The 23486-nt window shown below is 67.7% G+C and carries 23 protein-coding genes; 10 read left to right on the top strand and 13 right to left on the bottom strand.

The features are described from left to right. Positions 1–116 precede the first annotated feature (116 nt). Complete coding sequence (locus tag AB0368_RS09615) at positions 117–683, top strand: TetR/AcrR family transcriptional regulator (RefSeq protein WP_366153378.1); 567 nt, start codon at positions 117–119, stop codon at positions 681–683. Here the strand turns inward: AB0368_RS09615 and AB0368_RS09610 are convergent. Then, complete coding sequence (locus tag AB0368_RS09610) at positions 671–2119, bottom strand: FAD-binding oxidoreductase (RefSeq protein ID WP_366153377.1); 1449 nt, start codon at positions 2117–2119, stop codon at positions 671–673. The two genes, AB0368_RS09615 and AB0368_RS09610, sit on opposite strands and share 13 nt — an antisense overlap. A 24-nt stretch (positions 2120–2143) precedes the next feature. Continuing rightward, positions 2144–4231, bottom strand: a complete 2088-nt coding sequence (locus AB0368_RS09605; RefSeq protein ID WP_366153376.1) for a LuxR family transcriptional regulator — start codon at positions 4229–4231, stop codon at positions 2144–2146. 17 nt (positions 4232–4248) lie between these two features. On the opposite strand from AB0368_RS09605, the gene AB0368_RS09600 reads away from it, so the two are divergent. Further along, a complete protein-coding gene (locus AB0368_RS09600; protein ID WP_366153375.1) occupies positions 4249–5745 on the top strand; it encodes an amidase family protein in 1497 nt (498 codons plus the stop codon). 148 nt (positions 5746–5893) lie between these two features. On the opposite strand, the gene AB0368_RS09595 is transcribed toward AB0368_RS09600, so the two are convergent. After that, positions 5894–7000 carry a serine hydrolase domain-containing protein gene (locus tag AB0368_RS09595; protein WP_366153374.1) on the bottom strand — a complete coding sequence of 369 codons (1107 nt, stop codon included), beginning with the start codon at positions 6998–7000 and terminating at the stop codon, positions 5894–5896. 183 nt (positions 7001–7183) lie between these two features. Between AB0368_RS09595 and AB0368_RS09590 the strand changes: the two genes are divergently transcribed. Next, positions 7184–7486, top strand: a complete 303-nt coding sequence (locus tag AB0368_RS09590; RefSeq protein ID WP_366153373.1) for a hypothetical protein — start codon at positions 7184–7186, stop codon at positions 7484–7486. Between the two features lie 303 nt (positions 7487–7789). Here the strand turns inward: AB0368_RS09590 and AB0368_RS09585 are convergent, their stop codons facing one another. Then, the gene (locus AB0368_RS09585) at positions 7790–8389 is read right to left on the bottom strand and encodes a TetR/AcrR family transcriptional regulator (RefSeq protein ID WP_366153372.1); all 600 of its coding nucleotides are present in this window, start codon (positions 8387–8389) and stop codon (positions 7790–7792) included. A 143-nt stretch (positions 8390–8532) separates the two neighbouring features. Here AB0368_RS09585 and AB0368_RS09580 point away from each other — a divergent pair, with 143 nt between their 5' ends. Further along, entirely contained in the window at positions 8533–9252 is a 720-nt protein-coding gene (locus AB0368_RS09580) for a DUF4386 family protein (RefSeq protein ID WP_366153371.1), read from the top strand. On the opposite strand, the gene AB0368_RS09575 is transcribed toward AB0368_RS09580, so the two are convergent. Further along, the gene (locus AB0368_RS09575; RefSeq protein ID WP_366153760.1) at positions 9218–10177 is read right to left on the bottom strand and encodes an alpha/beta hydrolase; all 960 of its coding nucleotides are present in this window, start codon (positions 10175–10177) and stop codon (positions 9218–9220) included. The genes AB0368_RS09580 and AB0368_RS09575 overlap by 35 nt on opposite strands. 577 nt (positions 10178–10754) lie before the next feature. Here AB0368_RS09575 and AB0368_RS09570 point away from each other — a divergent pair. The 3 genes from AB0368_RS09570 (at position 10755) to AB0368_RS09560 (ending at position 13422) form a co-directional block, all read left to right on the top strand. Next, positions 10755–10955 carry a hypothetical protein gene (locus AB0368_RS09570; protein WP_366153370.1) on the top strand — a complete coding sequence of 67 codons (201 nt, stop codon included), beginning with the start codon at positions 10755–10757 and terminating at the stop codon, positions 10953–10955. A 460-nt stretch (positions 10956–11415) separates the two neighbouring features. Next, positions 11416–12720, top strand: coding sequence for a hypothetical protein (locus AB0368_RS09565; RefSeq protein ID WP_366153369.1), 1305 nt, complete (start codon positions 11416–11418; stop codon positions 12718–12720). Positions 12721–12852: 132 nt separating this feature from the next. Further along, positions 12853–13422: a hypothetical protein gene (locus tag AB0368_RS09560; RefSeq protein ID WP_366153367.1), complete on the top strand. Its 570-nt coding sequence runs from the start codon at positions 12853–12855 to the stop codon at positions 13420–13422. 178 nt (positions 13423–13600) lie between these two features. Here the strand turns inward: AB0368_RS09560 and AB0368_RS09555 are convergent, their stop codons facing one another. The 5 genes from AB0368_RS09555 to AB0368_RS09535 all read right to left on the bottom strand — a co-directional run bounded on the left by AB0368_RS09555 (position 13601) and on the right by AB0368_RS09535 (position 18627). Beyond that, entirely contained in the window at positions 13601–14764 is a 1164-nt protein-coding gene (locus AB0368_RS09555) for an IS110 family transposase (protein ID WP_366153366.1), read from the bottom strand. A 522-nt stretch (positions 14765–15286) separates the two neighbouring features. After that, complete coding sequence (locus tag AB0368_RS09550; RefSeq protein ID WP_366153759.1) at positions 15287–15442, bottom strand: helix-turn-helix domain-containing protein; 156 nt, start codon at positions 15440–15442, stop codon at positions 15287–15289. A gap of 119 nt (positions 15443–15561) precedes the next feature. Continuing rightward, entirely contained in the window at positions 15562–15936 is a 375-nt protein-coding gene (locus AB0368_RS09545; protein WP_366153365.1) for a hypothetical protein, read from the bottom strand. Between the two features lie 558 nt (positions 15937–16494). Next, positions 16495–16686, bottom strand: a complete 192-nt coding sequence (locus AB0368_RS09540) for a hypothetical protein (protein WP_366153364.1) — start codon at positions 16684–16686, stop codon at positions 16495–16497. Positions 16687–17844: 1158 nt separating this feature from the next. After that, positions 17845–18627 carry a class I SAM-dependent methyltransferase gene (locus tag AB0368_RS09535; protein WP_366153363.1) on the bottom strand — a complete coding sequence of 261 codons (783 nt, stop codon included), beginning with the start codon at positions 18625–18627 and terminating at the stop codon, positions 17845–17847. A 12-nt stretch (positions 18628–18639) separates the two neighbouring features. On the opposite strand from AB0368_RS09535, the gene AB0368_RS09530 reads away from it, so the two are divergent. Both AB0368_RS09530 and AB0368_RS09525 read left to right on the top strand, forming a co-directional pair. Next, positions 18640–19248 carry a TetR family transcriptional regulator gene (locus AB0368_RS09530; protein ID WP_366153758.1) on the top strand — a complete coding sequence of 203 codons (609 nt, stop codon included), beginning with the start codon at positions 18640–18642 and terminating at the stop codon, positions 19246–19248. 155 nt (positions 19249–19403) lie between these two features. Beyond that, complete coding sequence (locus AB0368_RS09525; RefSeq protein ID WP_366153362.1) at positions 19404–19640, top strand: hypothetical protein; 237 nt, start codon at positions 19404–19406, stop codon at positions 19638–19640. A gap of 103 nt (positions 19641–19743) precedes the next feature. Here AB0368_RS09525 and AB0368_RS09520 read toward each other — a convergent pair whose 3' ends face one another. After that, positions 19744–20226 (bottom strand): DUF4262 domain-containing protein, encoded by a 483-nt coding sequence (locus AB0368_RS09520; protein ID WP_366153361.1) that lies wholly within the window; start codon positions 20224–20226, stop codon positions 19744–19746. A gap of 939 nt (positions 20227–21165) precedes the next feature. Then, positions 21166–21525: a hypothetical protein gene (locus AB0368_RS09515; protein ID WP_366153360.1), complete on the bottom strand. Its 360-nt coding sequence runs from the start codon at positions 21523–21525 to the stop codon at positions 21166–21168. Between the two features lie 841 nt (positions 21526–22366). Here AB0368_RS09515 and AB0368_RS09510 point away from each other — a divergent pair. Beyond that, complete coding sequence (locus AB0368_RS09510) at positions 22367–22750, top strand: hypothetical protein (RefSeq protein WP_366153359.1); 384 nt, start codon at positions 22367–22369, stop codon at positions 22748–22750. A gap of 368 nt (positions 22751–23118) precedes the next feature. Here AB0368_RS09510 and AB0368_RS09505 read toward each other — a convergent pair. After that, positions 23119–23486, bottom strand: a 368-nt coding sequence (locus AB0368_RS09505) for a hypothetical protein (protein ID WP_366153358.1), incomplete at its 5' end; no start/stop codon positions are given.

Raw genomic sequence — 23486 nt, 5'->3', positions numbered from 1 at the left:
CGAGCAGTTGACCGTCGCTCTCGGACGTCTCGCGGCCGGGTCCGCGACTTGTCCCCGGCGCGGTCCCCCTGGCAAGCTGATAAAGCGGAGCAGTGTTCCGCTGAAAGGAGAGCGCCATGGGCGGCACGAAACGGGCCGACGCCCGGCGCAACGAGGAGGCGCTGCTGGATGCGGCCGCCGAGGCCTTCGTCGCATCGGGCGTGGACGTACCCGTGCGCGACATCGCCACCAGGGCCGGTGTCGGCGTCGGCACGATCTACCGCCACTTCCCGACGCGCGCCGACCTGATCGTCGCCGTCTATCGGCACCAGGTCGAGGCGTGCGCCGAGGCCGGCCCGGCGCTGCTGGAAGCCGGCGACAGCCCGCACGCCGCCCTGGCCCGGTGGATCGATCTATTCGTCGACTTCCTGGTCACCAAGCACGGCCTCGCCGAGGCGCTGCAGTCCGACGACGCCGCCTTCAAGACCCTGCACGCCTACTTCCTGGACCGCCTCGTGCCTGTCTGCACCGAGCTGCTGGAAGCGGCCGTCACGGCGGGCGAGATCCAGCCGGGCATGGAGGCGTACCAACTGCTGCGCGGCGTCGGCAACCTCTGTATCGGCGCGGAGAACAACCCCCGCTACGACGCCCGTCGGATGGTGGAACTCCTCGTCGCGGGCCTTCGGGTCCGTCAGAGGGCGTAGGACGACCGGAACAGCCGGTCGGGGTCGACCACCGCGCGTACCCGGCGCAGGCGGTCGAGGTGGGGGCCGTGATACCTGGGCAGGTGCGCGGCACCGGGTTCCAGATAGTTGACGTAGCGGCCCGCGGACCAACGGGCCACCGCGCGGTGGCCGTCGTCGATCCAGGCGTACGCGTCGCGTACCGTGGCGGCATCGCGGGCATCCGGCTTGACCAGCCACTGCAGCATCGTGTGTGCGCCCCGCCAGGGGAACGCGGTGGCACCTTCCGGCACCCGCGCGACCGCCCCGGTCATCCGCTTGAACTTGGCCACCCCGGGGCGGCGAGCCCGGGCCCGGCGCTCCACCGCGGCCAGCAGCGCGGCGACCGCGGAGGCGGGCAGCGCCTGCCGGAACATGTCGCTGCCGGCCAGCTCCGTCGACCGGTCCCCGCAGTCGCCGGACTCGTCGCAGCCGGCCCGGTCGTGCACCACATCCAGGTAGGCGCGGCGATCCACGGTGGAGGACGTGGGCTCCCGGCGGATCGCCCGGACGATCGCGGCGACCTCGCCGTCGGCGTCACCGTCCAGCACGAAACCAGAGATGCGGACGGTACGGCGGCCCCGCCCGTCCGCGGCGAATTGGCAGGCCGACCACGTCTCGTCCGGCGCGGAGGCCAGCCGCGCCTGCCACCCGGCGGCGACCGCCGCGGCGTCTCCCCACGGGTACGTCAGCACGAACGAGCCGACGGTGCCCGCCGGGTGGGTACGCATCCGCCACCGGGTCACCACCCCGAACTGCCCGCCGCCACCGCCGCGCAACGCCCAGAACAGCGCCGGCTCCCGAGCCGCGTCCACGGTGCGGTACCGACCGTCCGCGGTGACCACGTCGGCCGAGAGCACGGTGTCGCAGGTCAGCCCGTACGCGGAAGCACCCATGCCGATGCCACCACCGAGCGTGATCCCGCCGATCCCGACCGTGCCGCACGACCCGGCCGGGACGGAGACCCGATGCGGGCCGAGCGCGTCGTAGACGTCGATGAGCCGCGCGCCGCCGCCGATCGCCGCGGTCCGGCTGGCCGCGTCGTAGCCGACCGCCGACATCCGGCGCAGGTCCAGAACGAGGCTGTTGCCGCTGGTGGAGGCGCCGACGTACGAATGCCCGCCGCCGCGCGCGACCACCGGCACGCCGAACCGGCGGGCGAAGGCGAGCACCTCGACGACGTCGTCCGGGCCGGTGCACCGGGCGATCGCCGGCGGCCGGATCGTGTCGAAGCGGGGGTCGAAGAGCCGGCGGGCGGGGTCGTAGCCGGCGCTGCCGGGGCGTTCCAGCGAGCCGTCGAGGCCGGCCGCGAGCGTGTTCCAGTCCTGAGTGGTCGGCCCCCTCCTAGGGCCGGCGAGCGGGAGCGCCGCGCCGGTCAGTCCGGCGGCACTCAACAGAACGCGACGCGAGATCCCCATGCCGCAATGTTCGCATAATGGACATCAGGTACGCAGTAGGTGGGCGGTCAGCTCGGTGCGGTTGGCCAGCCCGAGCTTGGCCAGGATGTGGCGCAGGTGGCTCTCCACTGTCCGTTCGCTGAGCACCAGCCGCTCGGCGATCTGCCGGTTGGAAAGGGCCTCCGCAACCAGCGCGGCCACCTCGCGTTCGCGGCTCGTGAGCGGGTCCGCCGTCGACGCTCGCGCTGCGGCGCCAGGCAGATGCAAGCGGTGAGCGTCGCGGACGGCCTGGGCCGCCAGCGACGTGTCGCCGGTGAGCGTCGCGAGGTCGGCGCGGGCGTGGACCAGCCACGGTCCGGCGTCGAGCCTGGTGTTGAGCTCGATCGCCTCGGTGAGCAGCGCCGCGGCCTCGTCCACGCGGCCGAGGAGGGCGGTGAGGCGGCCGGCCTGTCGCGCCGGCGCGCCTCCGCAGAAGGTGTCCGCGTTGCCCGGCAGGCCGCCGAAGTTGCGCCAGGGGAGCCAGTGCGGCAACGCCCACTCGGCGGCTTCGGTGTCGTCGAAGGCCAGGGCCAGCTCGGTGAGGTGCTGGAGGAGACCCAGCCGGCGGATTCCCGTCGGCAGCTCCCGAAGCAGGTGCCGTTGCCGTTCGTAGTGGAACCGCGCGGCGGCTCGGTCGCCGGCGACGAGGCGGTGCACGGCCGCGACGGCGTCGGTGAGCGGAAGCCGGGGCGCCTGCTCGAGTCGTTGCTGCCAGCCGGGTCGCAGCTCGCCCGGATCTCCCCGCACCAGACCGACGAGGGCGGCGAAGACGTCCGTGAGCGTCGCGGCAAGCCGGTCACCGGTACGCTCGGCCGCCCGGTGCGCCTCGGCAGAGTCGGCGCGCGCCTGATCCCAGCGGCCGGCGAGGGCGTGCCGTGCCGCGGACGTCCGCAGCGCATACCAGTCGGCGACGGGAACCCGGGCCGCGCCCGCCAGCTCCCGCAACCGGGCGATCCCCTTGTCCACGCCGCGCAGGTCCACGAGTTGATACAGGGCGTCCACTCGCCACAGTTCGCCTCGCACGGCCGACATGAGTTGCCCCGTACCCAAGCCGTTGTCGACAGCGATCTCCGCGAGCCGCAGCCGTTCGACGGGCTCGTCCAGGATCCACATCCGTGCCCGGATGGCGTCGGTCAGCGTGTCGGGGTCGCCGTCCGCCTCGGCGGCGCGCAGCGCCTCCACGCTTTCCGCCGGCTCGACCCGGTCCGCGTCGGCGTGCAGCGCGGCGCGCCGGGCCAGGAGCCGGGGCCGGAGCGGCGGTGCGGCCACCGCGAGGGCGCGATCGCACAACAGGGCGGCCCGCACCGCGATGTCCTCGTCGCCGGCGCCGCGGACCACGAGCGCGGCACGGCTGAGCAGGTCGGCGCGGTCCAGCTCGCTGGCCAGCTCCGCGGCGGCGAGGCAGTGTTCCGAAGCGCGCCGCGGCCGCCCCGCGGCGATTTCCACACCGGCAAGCTCGATGAGTACGGCACAACGCTCGGCCGGCGCCTGCTCGAGCTGCCACAGCGCGCGCTCGAACAAGCGCCCGGCTTCCGCGTACTCGCGCTCGGCGACGGCCTGCCGAGCGGCGGCCAGCACCATGGGAACGCCCACGTCGGCGCCGAGCGGCGCCAGCCGCACCTCGTAGGCGTTCCGCGACCGGACGACCTCATCGACGGCACGGGCGAAGGCTGAGGGATGCCGCAAACCGCTTTGACGGTACGTGACGACGAGCAGTAACCGCCCGTCCGCCGCCTCCCGCGCGAAGTGGCCCAGCAACGCGAGCGATTCCTCGTCGGCGTGGTGCAGATCCTCGATCACGGCAACCCGCTGATCGTGCGTGGCGCCGATCAGGCGGTCGGTGACCGCCGCCCGCCACATGACGCCCGATCCGCTGTCGACGCGGTGCCCGAGCCGGGCCAGGAGTCGCAGCCACGGCCATGCGGGCGGAGGGTCGTCATCCGGCAGACAATGCACCCATATCGCGCCGGGGACGTCGCGGAACGCCTCCCGTACCAGCGACGACTTGCCGACGCCGGCGGCCCCGGCGACGAGCGCGACGCCGGGACCGGCCTCGCGCAACGCGGCCAGCTCCGCTGAACGTCCGACGAACACGCTGTGCAGTCTGCCAAATGCCGTACTCGAATCAGTACTGGCGCGCATGCGCCACCCGTGGTGCGGAGCCGATGCTCATCACCATGGAACTGCACGAGTACGTCCACCTGGACGGCGTAGGACTGGCCGAACTGATCCGCACCGGCGAAGTGACCGCGCACGAGGTGGAGACCGTGGCGCGCGAGGCTCTCGCCATCGCCGACGAACGCCTCAACGGCCTCACCCGCCCACCGTTCACCAGGGCGCTGGCCGCCTCCGCCGACGGGGTGTTCGCCGGGGTCCCCTTCCTGCTCAAGGACGTACCGATCGCCGCGGGCGTGCCCTTCACGCTGGGCAGCCGCGCGGTGCCCGACATCGTCGCCGCCCGCGACAGCGAGCTGATGACCCGCTTCCGCAGAGCCGGGCTCGCCACGCTGGGCACCACCACGATGTGCGAGCTCGGCCTGAGTTTCGCCACCGAATCGGCAAGGTACGGCCCGACTCGCAACCCGTACGACCCCAGCCGCGGAGTCGGCGGCTCGAGCGGTGGCGCGGCCGCCCTCGTCGCGGCGGGCGCGGTGCCGCTCGCCCACGCCAACGACGCCGCCGGCTCGATCCGCGTACCGGCGTCGTGCTGCGGGCTGGTCGGCCTCAAGCCCAGCCGCGGCCGGGTGCCGTGCGGCCCGGACACGGGGGAAGCCGCCTTCGGCCTGCTGTACGAGTTCGCCGTCACCCGCACGGTCCGCGACGCGGCGCACCTGCTCGACGCCGTGCACGGCCCCGCTCTGGGCGACAAATACCTCGTGGCGCCGCCGCTGCGCCCGTACGCCGCGGAGATCAACGCCCCGCAACCACGCCTGCGGATCGCCCTCACGACCGACGCATGGTCCGGAGCGCCGGTCGACCCGGAGGTCGCGGAAGCCACGGTCCGCACGGGGCGGCTGTTGGAGCGGCTGGGCCACACGGTGGAGCAGGCGGCTCCCTCGGTGAACTGGGAAGACGTACTCACCGGCATGCGCGGTGGGGTAGTGGCCAACGTGGCCCCCTTGCTCTTCGCGCCCCGCCGGCCACCGCCGGACGCTCTGGAGGCGGTATCCCGCGCGGCGATGGCAGAGGTACGCGCGTCCACCGCGCTCGACCTGCTTCGGACCTTCGACGCGCACAACCGGGTAAGCCGCGCGGCCGGAGCCTTCTTCGGGGAGTACGACGTACTGGTCACGCCGACCATCGCTCAGCTTCCCGCACCGCACGGCACCCTCGATTACGACAACCCGGCGTACACCGTCGACTCCTGGCTGCGGCGGCTCTTCGAGTACGGGCCGTTCACCGCGCTCTTCAACATCAGCGGGCAGCCTGCCGTCAGTCTTCCGCTCGGGCGCAGCGGATCGGGCCTGCCTATCGGTGTGCAACTCGTCGCCGGCTCCGGCCGGGAGGACCTGCTGCTCCGCATCGCTGGGGCGCTCGAGCCCGACTTCGCCACCGAGCCTCGCACGGCGGTCGACCGGGATGAGCACGTCCACGGAGGCGGCTACTGATCGTCCGCGCTGCTGGCGTCAGGAGGTGCAGCTGTCTGTCTGGCCCAGCGTTGCTCATGGTCGTCCGCGTCTGGAGGCGCACCCTGACTCCGCCGTGCTCACCGCCGGTCGTCGCCCGAGGTCGACGCCGGCCAAGAGGCCTGCGAGATCAAGCCGATGACGCATCCCAGTACGCCATGGCCAGGCCGAAAGCCCGGAAGTCCCCGGTCGTCGTGCCCGACATCTTGTTCATGGCGTAGGCGATGGTGGTGCGCGCATCCATGTCGACGATGGCCAGCGAGCCTCCGAAGCCGCCCCAGTACAGCGTGTTCGGGTTCGGCAGGAAACCCGAGTTCAAGGCGAAGCCCAGGCCGAACCGGATCGGCACACCCAGGATCAGATCGGTGCCTTCCACCTGTTGTTCCAGGGCCCGCCGGCACCCTGCCTCGGACAGGAAACGCCGTCCCTTGACCGTTCCGCCGTTCGCCAGGATGGCGTGAATCTCGGCCACGGCGCGCGCGTTGCCGATCCCGCCGACCGCGGGGATCTCGGCGCCGCGCCATGCTCGGGTCCGGGTGACCTGGACATCCAGCTCCGGATTGGAGGCCACATTCACCTGCAGCTCAGTGCTGCCATCACCGCCTATCGGAGCCGGGCCGGCAGGCGCGATCAGTTCGGCGACACGGGCATCCTGGGAGGCCGGCAGGCCGATGTGGAAGTCCGCGCCCAACGGCGCGGCGATCTCATCACGGAATACCGTTCCCAGCGATCGGCCGGTGATCCGTCGCACCACCTCACCAACCAGGTAGCCCTGAGTCATGGCGTGATAGCCCGACATCGTCCCGGGTGTCCAGAACGGTTCCTGGGCGGCCAACAGTGCGGTCGCCTTCTCCCAGTCGTACAGGTCCTCCCTTGTTATCGGCTCCCGCCAGCCGCACAGCCCAGCCGAGTGACTCATCAGCTGCGCGACCGTGACATCCGCCTTACCCCCGGCCGCGAACTCAGGCCAGTAGCGCGCCACCGGCGCCTCAAAGACGAGTTCTCCGCGGTCCGCGAGCAACAGCGCCGTCAGCGCGGTCATGGTCTTGGTGGTGGAGTAGACCCCGACGATCGTGTCTTCGCGCCAAGGTCGCGTACGGTCCTCGTCGGCGAATCCGCCCCAAAGGTCGACGACCGTCTCGCCGTCCACGGTCACGCAGAACGATGCGCCCACGTCCTCGCCGGTTGCCACATTCTCATCGAACGCGGCCCGTACTCCCGAAAATCGTTCCACCATCCGGCGATGATGGCGGACGACACATCGACCGTCGATCCCTTTACGGGCGCACCCGGCGAATGCCGCCGGCCACAGCGTCAAGCCGCGCCGGTGGCGGCTGGCATGGGACTGCAGCAGGGCGGTGGTGACCGGGCCCGATAGATTCGTGTCTCAGCACCGCAAGCACGGGGGAGGAATGCTGTCATGAGAGTCCGTTCGGAGGTATTCGCCGCGGTCCTGGCGATCGTCGTCGCCGGCACGGCGGCCTGTGGCAGTTCTGATTCCGCCGCGGATGAGTCGAAGCCCGCCGGACCTCGAAAGGCGGACGGTGTGGACATGTGCGGCCTCCTGCCGGGTGACCGGATGGCCAAGCTGCTGGGAGTCGCGACGCTCGAGGCGAATCCCGGCCAGAAGCCGGACCAGTGCGGCTGGACCGCCCCGGTGAACGGCGGCGCCGACGGTCAGCTGCTGGTGAGCTCGGCTCCGTGGGGCTCGGGGACTCGTTGACGGTCGGTGGCCTCCGCGCCCGCAAGCAATACACGAGCTCCGAGCACAGCTGCGCTATCGGCATCACCACCACTGGCGCCACAGATCCGGCCGAGGGGGACCTCCTCACCGAGCCGGGCGTACGGGTGTGGTTCCTCAGTACTCCCGGCCTGACGGAGCAACAAACCTGCGACGCGGCGAGCCGCTTGGCCAATGCCCTGGTACACGCGCTCCCGAAGGCCTGAAGCCGTACGCCACTGAGTCAGGGTGTCGTTGAAGGTGTCGAGTTCCCGCTCCACGTGCCGTCGACTCCTGGCTGCGGCTTCAAGCGGCCGGGGATCCGTTGTCGGTGGGTCGTAAGCCCGCGCGGATGGCTGGGCCGGCGGCGATGTGGAACGCGCGGTCGATCGACTCGGCCGACCCGTTCAGGCCGTTCTCGACCCAGGTGCGAATGGCGGTGACCAGCATGCCCGCGATCATCGCGGCGAGCAGTGCCGGCGGGACCGCTGTGGTGGCACCGCTCGGTACGCGGGCGGCGAGACGGTCGGTGAACAGAACGGTGAGCTGGTCCTGAAGCGCGGTGATGAAGATGCCGAGGCTCGGGCCGCGGGCCATTGTCTGATAAAGCTCGCCCTGGGCGCCGATGTGGTGGAACAGAGCCTGGGTGGGATACAACAGCCGGCCAGGGGCGGCGGTGTCGATGGCGGTGTCGAGGTGGTCGAGCATCCGGTGCACACCGTCGACAAGCAGGTCGTCTTTGTGGGTGAAGTGCGCGTAGAAGGTCGAGCGGCCGACGTCGGCCCGGTCGGTGATCTCCTGCACGGTGATGTGGTCATAGGGCTTGGCGCGGATCAGCTCGACCATGGCCTGCATGAGGAGTTGACGCGTGCGTCGTGACCGGCGGTCGTTCTTGGCCTGCCGCATGCACCCCTCCGTTCCTGAACAGTTCGGCGCTGGTGTCTCGTAGCGGACGTACCGGCGGATCTGTGGGTTGACCTGCACCCCGACGGCCAGACGATACTCCTGTAGTAGACACATGTCTTGTATCAGACGACAGGAGATCTCAGATGGACGGTCGAAGTGCGCGGCTGCAGCGGGAACTGCGGCGGGCGGGCGGCATCTCGCTGCTCGTTGCCCCGCTCGGCCTGATCACGGGGTGGGCGATCGCGTACACCAGCGTCAGCGACTTCTTCAGCTTCGCGTTCGAATCCCCGTATCTCAGCTCCGGGAAGTCCGATTCCGCTGAGCGGTTCTTGTCCATCATCAGCGGTCCCGACGGTGGATTCAGGCTGGTGCTGCTGCCACACTATTTCGTGTACGCCGCCATGCCGATCTTCATCGCTGCAGCGATGTACTTGGCCTTTGTCCTGTTCAGACGCGCACCTTGGCATGCGCTCGCTGGAGTCGTCCTGACCAGCATCGGCGCGGTGTTTTTCGTCGGCGTTCTCGGCGCCTGGCTGTCCTTCCCCGCCATCGCGAACGTGCCGGCCGATCAGGCCACGAACCTCCAGCCGGTGGTGCAGGCGCTGACCACGCCGCAGGGCGCCCTGCTGGTTTCGACGATGCTGTCCGTACTGGTGTTCCTCGGCATGGCTGTCTTCGGTTTCGGCCTGTACAAGAGCAGGATCGTGCCACGATGGTCGGCCGCTCTCGTGGCGGCAGGCAACCTGCTCATCCTCGCGTTCGCCGGAACGGAGAACTGGATGACGATCGGCGCCGTTCTCATGCTTGTCGGCTTGCTCCCGCTCAGCCTCAACGCGATATCCGGGCCGAGGACCGCGATGTGAATGGGAGCTGCAGGTGCCGATGCAGCCAGCTCTCGATGTCGTTCATCGCGGCTCTCGCCATGGACGTCGCATGGCCGGTAAACCCGTGAGGTGAGGCGGGGTAGATGCGGAGGTCGACGTCCACGCCGGCCGCCGAGAGTCGTACGGCCATCGCCAGGTTGTCCTCAAGCAGGATGTCCTCGGCCCCGACGACGATGAGGGCCGGTGGTAGACCCGTGAGGTCGGCGTAGATCGGCGAGAGGTCCGGGTGGGTGCGGTCCTCGACGGATCCGGCGTAGGCGTCGAGGAAGTACTCGTCGGCGATCAGACGCCCGGCCGGAGTCTGCGCGCTGAGGTCGTAGGTTCCGAACTGCAGCACGGCGGAGCCGTACGCCGGGATCCCCCGAGCACGCAGCCGAAGCAGCGTGGTCATCGCCAGGGTCGCGCCGGCCGAAAAGCCCCCGATGGAGAGCTGCGTCGTGCCGAAGCGGTGTCCGGCGTGGTCGGCGAGCCAGAGCGCCGCGGTCTCGCAGTCATCGGGTGCGGCGGGCCAGGGGTGTTCGGGAGCCAGGCGGTAGTCCACGCTGACGACCGCGAGACCGAGAGCATCGGCGAGGTTGCGGTTGCGGACGTCGCTCCTTGCGGCCGAACCCGAGTAGAACCCCCCACCGTGGATCTCGAGGAAGACGCCGGTCACCTCGCCGCTCGCCGGCAGATGAATGCGCACCGGGACGCTGCGGCCGGCGGTGCGAACGACCTCGACGACAGCGGGCGGGTCCGACGGGGCGGGGGCGGGAGCATTGACCCGGATCGCCCGCAGCTCCTCAAGGTCGCTCGGACCTCGACCCGCCACCCGCCGGGCGTAGAAGGCGCGCGATTCCGCGACGAGCCCTGCGAGGCGGGGATCGATGAGATGGACCAGCCCGAACTCCACGATGACCCCCACAAAGATCAAGGCCGTATAACCCCGAGGCTATACGGCCTGATCAACCATGGTGCGCCGCGTAGGACTTGAACCTACAACCCGCGGATTAAGAGTCCACTGCAAGCCGTGCTGCCTGGTACGTTGCTGTGCCGTTCTATGTCGGAATCGGCTACTTCGGGGGCGTGTGCGGCCTGGGATCCTGCCGGCCAATGTCGGACAGGGTTGGCTCACGCCATAACCGTCGATCACGCATGGATCACGTCGTCGGGTGGCGCGGGATCACCACCAACACGCCATCACCCGGGTGGCGCAACGTGCGGTCGGCGGCCCGTGTGGGTGACGCATCGGACGGTCGATCACGCATCGATCACGCCAGGGTCGAACGTACGCTCGTCCGGCGCTGTAAGCAGACACGTGATCGGTGAACGTTGCACAACCTGTTGTCAGCGCATTCATCTGCCGAGATGAGTGCGTGGCAATCACCGGCACTATCACTCGCGAGCGTGAATGTGTGATGGCGTGGTTAGTCCGCGGACTGCTCTACTTCAACGACTCCAGAGATGCCGACACTGAGCCCAAGATCTCGTAGCCTGCATCAATGGAGGAAGCTGAGGTCATCCTGCGGCTAGCCGGCGACGAAGCGCTGGTGTTGTTCGAGTGGCTCTACCGGACCGACGAGGAGACCGGTGGTTTCGGCAGCCTGGTTGAGGACCAGTCTGAGCAACGGGCGCTGTGGAACCTCATTTGCCTGCTCGAACGAGAGTTGATCATCTGGGCTGACTCTCGTCAGGGCCGATGAGGCGAACATGTTCCGGTAGGCCAAGCTTCGCGAACACCCGGCGCAACAGCATGTATGCGTTGTCGTTTGTTGCCACCTGGAACCATCTGTCGCCAACGCGTGTGTGAGCAAGCTGCGAGCGCTACGCGCCACCCAACCAGCGCCGTGGCTACACCACCAAGGCTCGGGGAGCCGCACGTCATCGGTTCTCCGGACGTCGAGGTCCAGCCATCACGCAGACACTTGCCCTGTCCGCCTAGCATGCCGAGCGGTCGATCTTCATGATCGACTCTCTTGGACAAGGAAGCGGGGCCTCGTGCATCAATCTGCATACCTGAAAGCCGTCGGCGGATGGCGCCAAGCGGCGGCGCTTGGGCTGACCACAGTCCTCACGCTGACTTTTGCTCAAGCGGCGACCCCGTCGTTCGCGGCGGAACCGACCTGGTCGATGGTCCGCCAGCCGGGCGATGACGTCCGCTTCGTGCGCGCTGACGACCCGTCCCGCGAGAGCAACGCGTTCACCATCTCCGGAACTCTGCAGGGCGGTGACGAGCACGGCGACAACGTCAAGACGCTCGCCCGCAAGAGGTTCGCGGTCAGCCTCGACCCCAGCAACGCCATGCTCCTTGCCACCGAAGGCAGTGACGACAGCGTCGCCACGATTCTCGACCTCGGAGCGACCGAGACCGACGGCGCGGGCAAGTTCACCGTTCAGATTCCCGCGCTGCGCGACATCGACAATTACGTGGAGGAGGACGGCTCTGTCGGCCTGCTTTTCCAAGGCTTGGACGACGGCTTCGAGCTGATGTGGCGGACTCCCGTGCACCTTCCGCACGGTGGCGAGAAGCAGGCGACTGCTGCCGTCCCCGACGAGAAGGTCTACAAGAAGTCCCTGGGTACCAAGACGACGGTCCTTCCGCCGGACAAGGTGACCGCGGATGGCGAGTTGGACCTGTCCGGCCCGGTGCCGGACGTTCCGTCGGTGCCGGTGGCCGTCAGCGACTTGACGCTCACGGGCCTCGTCACCTCAGGCACTGCCGACGCTGCCAGTTCAGCAACTCGTGAGTCCGTGGCTGCGGCCGACGTCGGCAGCGGAGAGAAGGCCAAGGCGTGCAGGGCGGCCATGGGTAACACTCCGTGGGACAGCTACGGCTGGACGAAGAAGGGCCCGGTCTACCGGGAGTGGGTTCCGGTGCAACGGGCCCAGACCGGTGACAAGACCAAGATGAAGTACGAGTGGTCCAACACCAAGGAGAACAGCGTCGACATCTTGGCCAAGCTGGGCTACTCGGGGAGTGGTGGGACTGCCATCTCGGCCGGTTCCTCGAAGTCGGTGAAGGTGGGTTCGGGTCTGACGTTCAACGTCGGCCACGACGTCGTCAGGGACCTTGATGCGGAGTACGACTTCGCTACGTACACGCTGCGCTGCAAGGTTTCCGGCTCGGACATCTACCGGGACTCGAAGCTGACGAAGGTGCAGATGTACCAGTTCAAGGGCTTCTCCAGGACCAACCACTACACCGGCTACTACACGTGCCCGAATCCAAGCTATAAGGGTCCGATCCCCGCGGAACTGTGGGTTTCGCGGGATTCGACGTCGGCGTTCTCCTTCACCCTGGGGGCGAACGGTAGCTACCGTGGCGTGGGCGCGGATGTGGGACTGACGTCGAAGCAGACGAACACGACTTCCCACAAGAAGACGTACATCGAGGTCAAGCCGGGCGCGGTCCTCTGTGGTCAGAACGGCAACCCAACGAGGACCGAGAAAGTCTCTGAGACTTCGTAAGCGAAGCAGGCGGGGTACCCGATCTTCACGATTGGGTACCCTGCCCTCGACATCCGATGTAGGTGGCACTCTGTGATCAGGCTTAAGCGAAGGACACCGCCCCGGCGTTGGTCCGCCTTACTTGTCGTTGCCATGTCCATCCTCTTGACTGCGGCCTGCACGTCGCAGCAGCATGACAAGACCTCAGGACCGCAGGCCCCCGGCCCTGAGATCGACGCCGACCAAGGCGGTGCCTACGGCTGGCACAAAGCGATGGCCGTCGGAACACGCTTCACCGACGGCCTGATCCACCTTGAGCTGTCCGGGTCGTCGACCTCTCCCTTGACGATCATCTCGGTCACGCCGCTGATGGATGGTGGCCCAGCCTTGCGAGTGCTCGGCTTCCGGGTCCGGGTCATCCCCGAAATGCTGCCCAAGAACAGCAAATTCGGTTGGTTCGAATTCGTCGGCGGATTCCCACCGAAAGAGTCATATGCAACCGGAGGCGTCGCTGCCGAGGGATTCCAGGTTCCAGCCACGAACGGGGACGACTCCAAGTCGGTCGAGTTTCAGATCGGCTATGAAGTCGTCGCGGCCGGGATCTCGAATCGCACCGGCGTTGAGGTCATTTACGAGTACGAGGGTGTTCGGAAGCGTGTGATCATCCCTAGCCATCTCACGATCTGCGCACCAGCCAACGCGCCTTGCCAAGCTCAGGATTAGGCAGGCCGGTGCGGCCGGGACGGGATCAAAAGCCGCATGCCGACAGCGATCTCGAAGGATGTCGGGGTCGCCGTGATCGCGCCGCCGGGGGTGGCGTCGGGCCGTCCGATTCCCGCTGCCCCCGGCTTGTTTCGCAAGGGGCCCCGCTCCGCGCGCACTGATTTGGCACCCCTCTATGTCAAGTGTTGATCATGAGGGTTGTTCTAGGCTGTGGTTCGGCGGGTCCGGGAAGTGACTTTTCCGAAGTGTCGATCATGGGGTTTGGGTCGGCCGCGCTGGATTGCAGAGTCGCCCCCAGGTGTCCTCCCGGGCCCGTCCTCAGCTGTTTGGCGTCGGTGGTCATCTGCCGGTAGACGATGTCGGACAGTCGCCGTTTCAGGCAGCGCATGGCTTCCATCGGGGTCTTGCCGGCGGCGAGTTTGCGTCGGTAGTAGGCGCGGCCTTCGGTGTCACGGCGCAGTTGAACGACGGCCATGATGTGCAGGACGCGGTTGATGCGCCGGTTGCCGGCGCGGGAGAGCCGGTGGCGGTTCTGGTCGCCGGACGAGGCGTCCAGTGGAGCGGTGCCGTTCCAGGATGCGAAGTGGGCTCGGTTGGCGAACCGGTTGATGTCACCGATGTCGCCCAGCAGGCGGGCGGCGCCGGAGGGGCCGATGCCGTTCAGCTCCTGCAGGGTGCTGCCGGTGCTGCTGACCAGCTCGGTGAGTTCGGCGTTGGCGATTTTGATCTTCTTGTCGATCACGGTGAGCTCGTGGATCAATTCAGAGGCCGGCCAGCGGCGGGTCTTGCCGACGACGTCACGCGGGCGCACGGTGTTGAGCAGCGCGCGGGCCTGCTGCGCGGACAGGAACTTCTTCGCGCCGCCGGGCACGAGTTCGAGCAGTAGGTGGTGCAGTCGGCTCACGGTTTCGGTGCGGGCGCGGCCGAGTTGGTCGCGGCGGTCGACCAGCAGCCGCAACGCCACAGTGGTGTCGTCCACGACGACCTGCCGAAGGCCGTCGGTGCGCAGGGCGACCACGGCGACGCTGCGTGCGTCGACCGGGTCGGTCTTGCGGCCCTGGCCGGTGGCGAACACCCGGGCTCGGGCGGACAGCTTCGCCGGGACGTCCAGTACGGTCTCGCCGTCGGCGACCAGGCGTTGGGCGACGTGCCGGCCGATGCCGTTACAGCCCTCGACCGCCCACACCCGGTCGTGGTGTTTACGGCCGGCGGCCAGCATGGCTTTGTAGCCGTCATGGTCGGTGCCGAAGCGGCCTTGCCCGACGGCTTGCTCTCGCTCGTTGATGATCTCGATGGTGGCGGAGCGCTTGTGCGGATCCACACCGATGACGACCCGGGCCACGCCGCTTTCCTTCCTCGATCCCGACAGGACTGTCGGCGAGGAGGGCACCGCTACTTTGAGCTGGGCAGACCCCTCTCGAGCCTCTCCGCGCCGCGGTGACCGGCAGGGCGCATGCCAAATCTGAGCCACACCAACCTGCGGTGGGCAGCCGATGTGAGAGCGGCTCCGCCGGTCACCTCGACCATGCCTGGCCGGGCGCGGTCGTGCCACCAGTCAACAAGTAGCCGATGAGCGTGCAGCTGAAGGCAGTAAGCGCAGCGTGCCGCTTGACCGATAGATGCACGTTCATGACCATGGTCGGCCTGGATGTGCCGAAATGGCTGACCCGCGCCTACTGGATTGGCTGGCGAGGCGAGTTGGGCTGGGCATTGATCGGACTAGGAACCTTGGCCCCGCGTGCGCTGTGCGGCATCCTCAGTTACGCCGGGATGCCCGTCCAGGATGCCACTCCCGACATGCTCGCCCAGTTGGGGTGTCGGTCGAGGTTCTTGCGGGCGCGGGCGCGCGGTCGTGGCGTGGCTTCTACCCGACGATCATCACTTGCCAGGTCGCGGCGCGGGCGTAGCGCTGGACGGTGTGCCGTCCCCAACCCAGGTGCCGGGCGATCTGCCGAATTCTGGCACCCTCGGCGAGCAGGTCATGAACGAGTTGGTGGTGTTTGCGGCGGCGCTGCACCATTGCCCCGCTGGGCTCCGGCACCTCAGCCGCAGCGGCCCGATCGCCGGCTGATCCCGGCCCCGGTAGCCCGCCTGCACCTCCGCGAGAGGCGCGGGCTACCGGGTCACCGCGGTGGGTGCCTACCTACAGGTGATGCTGGCCGAGTACGCGGTCGTGCCCCAGCTGCCGTTGTTCTCCTTGATCCGGACCGCGGCGCGAGCTTTCGCGCCCCTGGTGCAGCCGCCGCCGTAGTTCTCGTAGCTGCGGTCGCCCGTGTTCAGCGGCACCCTGGTGTTGGTGAAGTCCCAACGGACCGCGCCGCCCGCCACCGAAACGCCGTTCTGGTAGTCGATGAGGACCTGGGAGCCGTGGTTGTTCTGGAAGTGGACCCGGTAGGAGATCTCCGAGTCGGACGTCTCGAGGTTGCACGCCCAGGAGTACAGGCTGACCCGGGCGACCTTGTGCGTTCCACAGCCCGACTCGGCCGCCGCGGCGGGGTCGGCGAAGGCGAACACTCCAGCGGACGCGACGAGAGCTCCCGCTACGATTCCACGCGAAACTATGCCGATCATGGTCACCTCAGTGTGGTAGAGGGGCTGATACTCCCCGAACTGCTGCGGACTTTGCTGTAGCCGTTCGCCTCGAGAGCATTCGCAGGGCACCCTGACGGATCGGCTGTGGAATCCCTGAGGCGCGGGTTAACCAGGACGTTGCGTGACGCACGTACCCGCGTCACACGCCCGCGCAGGTATGCGCGCCTGACGCCCGGGCGGGCCAGAACGCCGCGCGAGGGTGTGCGAAACGTCGCTCGCGCGCTCGCCCAGGCGCCGCTCGATGTCCTCGATCTGCGCAATGCCCACTATTGACGGACCCCGCGCCGCAACGACCCCGGGAACGCTGGCACCAGATCAACGCCAAGGTGCGCGCGATGGCCCGGGGCGCTCGGCGACCGCACGCTGCTGCGGGTCGCCGACCCGTTCGTCGTCGCGGGCGACCCGGCCGCGGCGATCCTCGGCGACGTCCAACGCCATCGCCGAGTTGTTCGCGGCTGTCCGGGACCCGGGTGCGTGGCCCTAATTGGCACTGGACAAGGCCTCAGAACGTCCGGCCGTGCCGAAGGCTCCCGCCACAAAGCGCTGCGCCGGAGGCAGCCGCTGCACCTGCGCATTCCAGACGGCGACGATGGCATCCCTCGCCGGAAACAAGTCGTGGAGGAACCGGGACGCCGGTGACTCCGGATCGGCCAGTTCCGTAGTCAGGGTCATGCTCCTCCAACCGCCATGGAACATCATCCATAGCAGCCCGTCGACGTCGGCGGACGTTAAGTCCGCGGGCGACGAGCCATCACCGGATGGCCGGCAACGCCGTCACCTGCGGCAACGTCGACCAGCCGAGCGCTCGGTCTCGCCACTCGGGCTCACTGCATGCCCGAAAGCGAGGTCACGACTCGACACAAGGCGACACTATCCAGTCAGGGTCGTCACGATCTGATCGAGCCAGCGGACATAGAGTCCACTGCAAGCCGTGCTGCCTAGTACGTTGCTGTGCCGTTTTGTATCGGAATCGGCTGCTTCGGGGGCGTGCGCGACCCGGGATCCTGCCGGCCAATGTCGGACAGGGTTGACCCACGCCAGGGCCGTCGATCACGCACGGATCACGTAGTCGGGTGGCGCGGGATCACTAACAACACACCATCACCTGGGTGGCGCAACGTGCGGTGGGCGGCCCGTGTGGGTGACGCATCGGACGGTCGATCACGCATCGATCACGCTAGGGACCGAACGGATGCTCGTCCGGCGTCGTAGGCGGACGCGCGATCGGTGAACGTTGCACAACCTGTTGTCAGCGCATTCATCTGCCGAGTTGAGTGCACGCCGGGACCCGGGCCAAATCGGCGGCAGCTTGAGAGGATGGTTCGGTGTGCACTGGAGACTCGCCGCCGGACTTATCTCCTGCTACACGGTCAACGCGGCAAGACTGCCCGTCGCTGTGCTTTGTCTGCGGCTACGACTACCGGTCCGAGTCGTCCGAAGATTTTCCCTGGGGCCCAGACGGTACCGTGCCAAGCTTCAACATATGTGATTGCTGCGGCGTTGAGTTCGGCTACGAGGACAGCACGCTCTCCGCCTGTCGTCAGACTCGACAGCGGTGGCTCGAAGCGGGGGCCATGTGGGCCGACGTATCGCGGCGTCCGAAGAAATGGAGCGCGCTCGTAGGTCTGGAGAACTTGCCCGACCGCGTGCGCTGAGCCGACCGCACAACTTCGACGCCACCCATGCGCCAGCCGTTCGCCGTCGGTTACGGGCGCCGAACGGCGGTCTACGCTTCCAGCATTCTGAATTGCCGATGTGAATGCACTTGTTAATGCACATTATCCGGAGGTGTGACTGGCGCTCTCTGTTGCGGCGAGCGGCGTCGACGGGTTACCTGCGGAAAGCCATCAGGCACCAGGTGGCATAGGCGAGGGTGACGTCGCCGTCGACCGCGGCGGCGACCGTCGACAGAATCTCGGCGAGCTTGTTTGGTGGCATGCTCGCGAGGCCGCCGGAAGTCGGGATGAGTTCGAGCAGTTCGTCGCGGGTGTAGGTGCGCTGCGAGTCGTAACGGCGGATCTCGGGTTCGGCGAAGCGGTCGGACGCGCGGACTCCCTCGGCTGCGCGGTCGTAGAGGGCGCGATAGCCGTCGAGGATGGAGCCGGACGGTTGGCGGTAGGGCAGGTCGGCCGCCGCCCGCCGCAGCCCCTCAGCGAGCGCTGCGGCAATCGACTGCGGCAGTTCGTAGACGTGGCCGAACGGTGCGAGGACGCCGCCCGGGCGCAGTACCTCGGCTGCCTTGGCCGCTCCGGCGACAGGGTCCACCCAGTGCCAGGCCGTGCCGGAGACGATCGCGTCGAAGGTGCGGCCGGCCGGCTCCCACGTCTCGAACGTCGCAACCTCGACGTCGATGCCGGTTGCGCGGGCGAATTCGGCCATCCGGGGGTCGGGGTCGACGCCGAGGACCGTGCACCCGGCAGCGCGGAACTGGCGGGCTTCGATCCCGGTCCCGCAACCGGCATCGAGGAACGCGGGTCCGGGCGCGGCGGCGACGATGTGCTCGATCAGCGCGTCCGGATACGGCGACCGATTGCGGTCGTAGCGCCCTGGATCGCTTCCGAACGACTCTGCGACGCGGCGTGCTTCGTGAGGTTGGGGCGGTAGAGTGACCATGTGCCCACTCTAATGGGCGATTGCCCACGAGAAAAGCTGGAGCATCCGATGCCGACCGGCGTAGCTCTGCGCGATCCGCGCAAGCAACTGTTCGACGCGGCCGCGAGGGTGCTCACCCGCGGCGGCGTGACGGCGCTGACCAGCCGCGCGGTCACCGACGAGGCCGAAGTTGCCAAGGGCGTGCTGCATCGGCATTTCGCCGACTTCGACGCGTTCCTGGTCGATCTGGTGCTTGACCGCATCGCGCGGGTCGAGGCGCAAGGTGCCGTGCTCCGCGATGCGGCCGGGACAGGGACCGTTGTCGGCAACCTCACCGGCGCGGTGTTCGAGCTCTTCGAGCCGGTCATGTCCGCGATCGTCGTGCTCACCATCGCCCGCGACGAGCTGCGCAACCGCCTGCGCGCGGCTGGCACCGCCCGGTTCCCCCTAGTGGGCGAGGCGGTCGCCGCGGTGGCCGGCTATCTAGCAGCCGAGCGCGACCGTGGCCGGATCGCCGCCGACGCGGACGTGCAGGTGCTAGCGCCGACCCTGATCGGCGCCGTGCAGCTGCTGTTCACCGAGCACCGCGGAGAGCCGCCAGTCGAAGATGTGCACAATGTCGTGGCGAGCGTCCTGCGCTGACGCAGTATGCCGGAGCGGACATCGGCTCACTCTATGCCGCGGGTCGCGCGCTACGGCCTACAACTACCGCCCCAGTGTCAGCGCACGCTCGTGCAGGCAGGAGTCTCCCGGATCGCCCGACACTTAAGTCTTCATGCACCGCTACGGTGCCCAGCGTGACGCTTGCCGACAACTTGACTGAGTGGACCGACTGGGACGGGGCGCAGTATTCGCTAGGTCAAGCACTGGGCCTGTTCGAGGGCAAGTCGTTCATCGAGGTCAAGCACGTCTTCTGGACCGACAGCACGTTGGGCACTGAGTTGCATGAGTTGCTGCTGGCGCTCATCCGGGCAGACGTTCTCGACCGGAGGGAAGAGCCGGATGAGCAGTTCCAGTGGCGTGGTTGCCGATAACGGCGGCCGCGCTCATCTGGCGCCGAGCACGCGCGGCGGCGTGCAGCAGCCGTCACGACCCTGGGCAACAAGCCCGCCCGTGGCGGTGCGCGCGGACACCGACCTATGCAGTAGCGGTTTCCTCAGGGGATGAGAGGTTCTGGCCGAGGACTGGCATGTCGTCTACGTGCGTGCCGGGCTGCCAGGGCCAGCGGTGGTACCGGTCTGGCCACACGATCTGCAGGGCCTCAACGGCAGTGCCCGTGCCGGCATAGAACCGGGTAGCAACCGGCAGGTAGCGGTCCGGCTCGGTCACCGCCACGAACGTGACCGGGTGTCCCTCCAGGACGTCGTCGGCGTACTGCCCTGCGACACACGTCCGTCGACCCTCGATCACCTCTTCGGCAACGGTGTGGAGGACGGGCCGCGAGATGTCGGGCGGCAATCCGAACAAGATCAGCTCAGGGTGCCGGTGATCGGTCAGGCCGATCGTGTACCAGCAGGTCTCCAGCAACGCCGGCTGCGGAACGAACGCCAGGTACACGCCGTCACGCTCGATGGCCTCGCCGATCTGGCCAAGTCCAGTGTCCGGTTGTCCCGCCGTCATCGGTCTTTCCTTCCGCCCGGTCACTGCGGGCCGCGCATCGTCGTCGTCGAGGTGGCGCGCCCGTTATCCCACGGTGCATACCCGAAGACGAAGACCCGACACCTGACTGCCCGCCCGTCGCGGTCCCGACGCACGCAGCCGCCACCATCGGCGTGCGCCATCCTGAACTGCCGACTTGAGTGCGCTCGCCGCGAACCTCACGCAGCCAATTCCGAGCTTTGCGCGTATTGGTGACGCAGGTGACCGACCGACTTTGCCGAAGCACTTCATGGGCACGGCCACGTAGCAGCAAAGCTGAACCTTTCTTCGTGATCTAACAGCAAGACCGCGCCGTCGGGAAACAAGACGACCACGTCATCCGAAGATGGATACCAAAAGTCGTCGAAGTATCGAACGAAGACAGAGAAGGGGATTTCGACACCGAGACCATCCCTCGCCCAGTCCACGCACGCCAGACACTCAGGGTCAACAGGTAGCGAAGAGAGCCAGAAACGAATTTCGTCGTCCGTCAGGCGAGTGACCTGCAGCTTCGATGACGCGTTTCGTCGGAGATCATCTGCCCAGTCATATGCCCCGCCTAGGCGCTTCATCACGGCGATATGAACCGCAGCTCCCGCGCTGTAGCCAAGGGAGCCTAGGGTTTCAGCTAATCTTGGCGGCACGGGCATCCTTCGTGGGATCTGACAACTTGGAGTTGCTCCCTGGTATCAGCAGCACAGCGTATCGAAAGTGTAGGCGAAAATCCTCAACTGCCGCCGATCGTGCGCGCCGGCTCCGCCGTAGCATCACGCTCCGTATCGCCGTCCCGGCGTGCCGGGCGCACGCTCGTGCCGAGGATGGTGATTGCGGCGGCGAGGGTCTTCGAGGACTCGAAGATCGTCAGTCAACCGGCCCAGGAGCTGATCGATAGATTTCCACAGAATCTTCGATAACAAGCATTTACGGCTGTCCGTCCACCTTGCAATGTGCTTTCGGCGACAGCCAGATCACCAGGGGGTTGGCCGCAGCGCTGCTTCCCGCCTGAAAACCTGCGGACGGGGACGTCTGCAACGCGGACACAGTCACCCTGTCCACCAGGCCGGTCGGGCGGATCGCGGTCACGATCGCGTCGCAAAGGCTCAGCCGGTCGGCTTGGGTGGTGGTGTCCGCCCAGACACCCACCTGGATGACGGTGCCGTTCCAGGACCGCGACGAGACATCTTGGCTGGATTCCGCCTCGTTGATGATGTCCTCCAGCATCGAGACGCGGCCCGCTGCGCTCAGCTCCGGCGACGTTCCGTCTGACGGTTTAATGGACACGGCGGCACACGACGTAGTCCCTTTGCACTGAGACTCGGATTCGCCCGCCGTACACCCGCCAAGCACGCCGGCGGCGAGAACTGCAGATGCCAAGACAGCATACGGCAACTTCATGATCGGCTTCCTTCACGACGAAGTAGCAGCGGCCAGCACCGTCTGGGCGCGGCTGGGCGCACCAACATCGTGCAGCGCGTCTGTCAGGTCCGTTAGTGAAATGCCGCATCCTGAGGTCGAGAGCTGCGAAGACTACTTCGGGGGCATCTGTTCAGGGCCACGACCAGCTCGTGGACCCTCTCCAAGTGAAGGGTCGAAGGCGTTACAGAAGAAGATGACGGGATGCTCGCTCATGCGAGATGAGTGCGTGGCGACTTCCAGTACTCTCACCCAAGCGTGAACGCGCGATGACGCTGCTAACCGCGGAGTCCTCTTCTTCGACGACGCCAGAGATTTTGCCTCCAGGCCGACCATCCGTCAGACTCAGGGCTGACGACGATCACCGGACGCGAGACAGGGGCAGGTCCCGTCAGCGTGCTTGTAGTTGTAGTAACGGGGATGGCCGCAGTAGCACACATGTGTTCAGGGTCGGTTGACCGATCTGGACCGGCTCGACACGCGGGGCAAGGCGTCGGCTCATCAGGATCTGAAGGTCTGACCTGCTGTAACACAGGTACGACTGTAGGCGCCGCTACATGAGGCTCGCCTGGGACACGGTGTGTATCTGTCTCGCTCGACGACACCAGAAGCTGGGCAGGCTGGTCAACCGCCAGTCGCTGGAGCTGCTGGACGACCTGGTCCGCAAGGCGATGCACGGGTCAGCGCGTACCGGAAGGGACAGGGACACATGTCTGCGACCGCCGAGGAGGACCTCACCCGGCTCGCGGAGGACGTCGTCGCCGCCCTCACCCGGGCCGGGCTGCCCGCCCGGCACCCGGAGTGGGTCAGTGAGGAGAGCCCGGGCGGCGGGGCGAAGGTCTGGGTCGTCGCCACGGCGGACGCGGGACGCGGTGTGTACGTCACGTGGAGTCAGCACCCGGAGCTGGAGGTGGTGGTGCGCCGGGCGGTCGAGACGCTGGACCTGACTGCTCCGGAGCTGCCGTTCGCCGCCGCCGCGCTCGAGGCGATGCGCAAGGCCCTGCTCGCCATTCTCGGTGCGGCGGGGTTCGAGGTGAGTGACGCTCCGGAGATCAGCGGGGCGCAGGCCCTCGTACGGCTGCCGGAAAGCTGACGCACTCCGGTGGCCGGCGCCGCATCCCGGCGCCGGCCACCGAGTCTGCGCTTCTGGGTCCAAGCGGTCGACCGGGACCACTGGAATGCCTTCGGTCCTGGTGGGACCGGCGTGGTCTTGAGGCCACCCCGCTGGCTGAGGACGCCGGCATTCAACCTCTCGACCCTCGCAGGGTAGGTCGCACGACGCCGGCGAATCGAACGCCTACGCCGTAAGGCTATGACTAGCTGCCCTGACGTGCCGCTGAGGCGGAGCGTGGCTCGTCGAGACCCGATAACGGTGCGTTAGCGCCGCTCGCGTGGGCGTGCGGATTTGCCGAGAATAATGCCCTGGTCGGAGTCACATACATACGTGTCGCACTTTAAGCACTACCCGAGTCGTCGCGCCACCTCGTAGTGGACCACCCTGTTTTCGCGGTCGATGAGGTACTCATCGTCCTCGGGATAGAAGACGGCACGGCCGACATCGTCACCGGCGAAGCCACGAATGTGGTCGAGCGACTCCCACCAGCTCAGCGTCGTCACCTCAGCCCGGCCATCGCCCACATCCCTGGTCCACACCTCGACGCCGAGGTTCCCCGGCGTCTGCCGGTAGCCGGCCAAACCCGTGCGGGCCACATAGTCGACGTACTCGTCGGCTCGCTCGGCATCGACCCAGCCCCGCCACATCCGCGCTATCACGCGGGCTTCGACGAGGTGGCGAACATCGGCTGGGCGCGCACCCTGGAACGGGCCGG

Origin of the sequence: Actinoplanes sp. NPDC051475, assembly GCF_040689425.1 — a bacterium.
Classification (GTDB): domain Bacteria; phylum Actinomycetota; class Actinomycetes; order Mycobacteriales; family Micromonosporaceae; genus Actinoplanes.
This window is presented reverse-complemented; position numbering and strand designations above follow the sequence as displayed.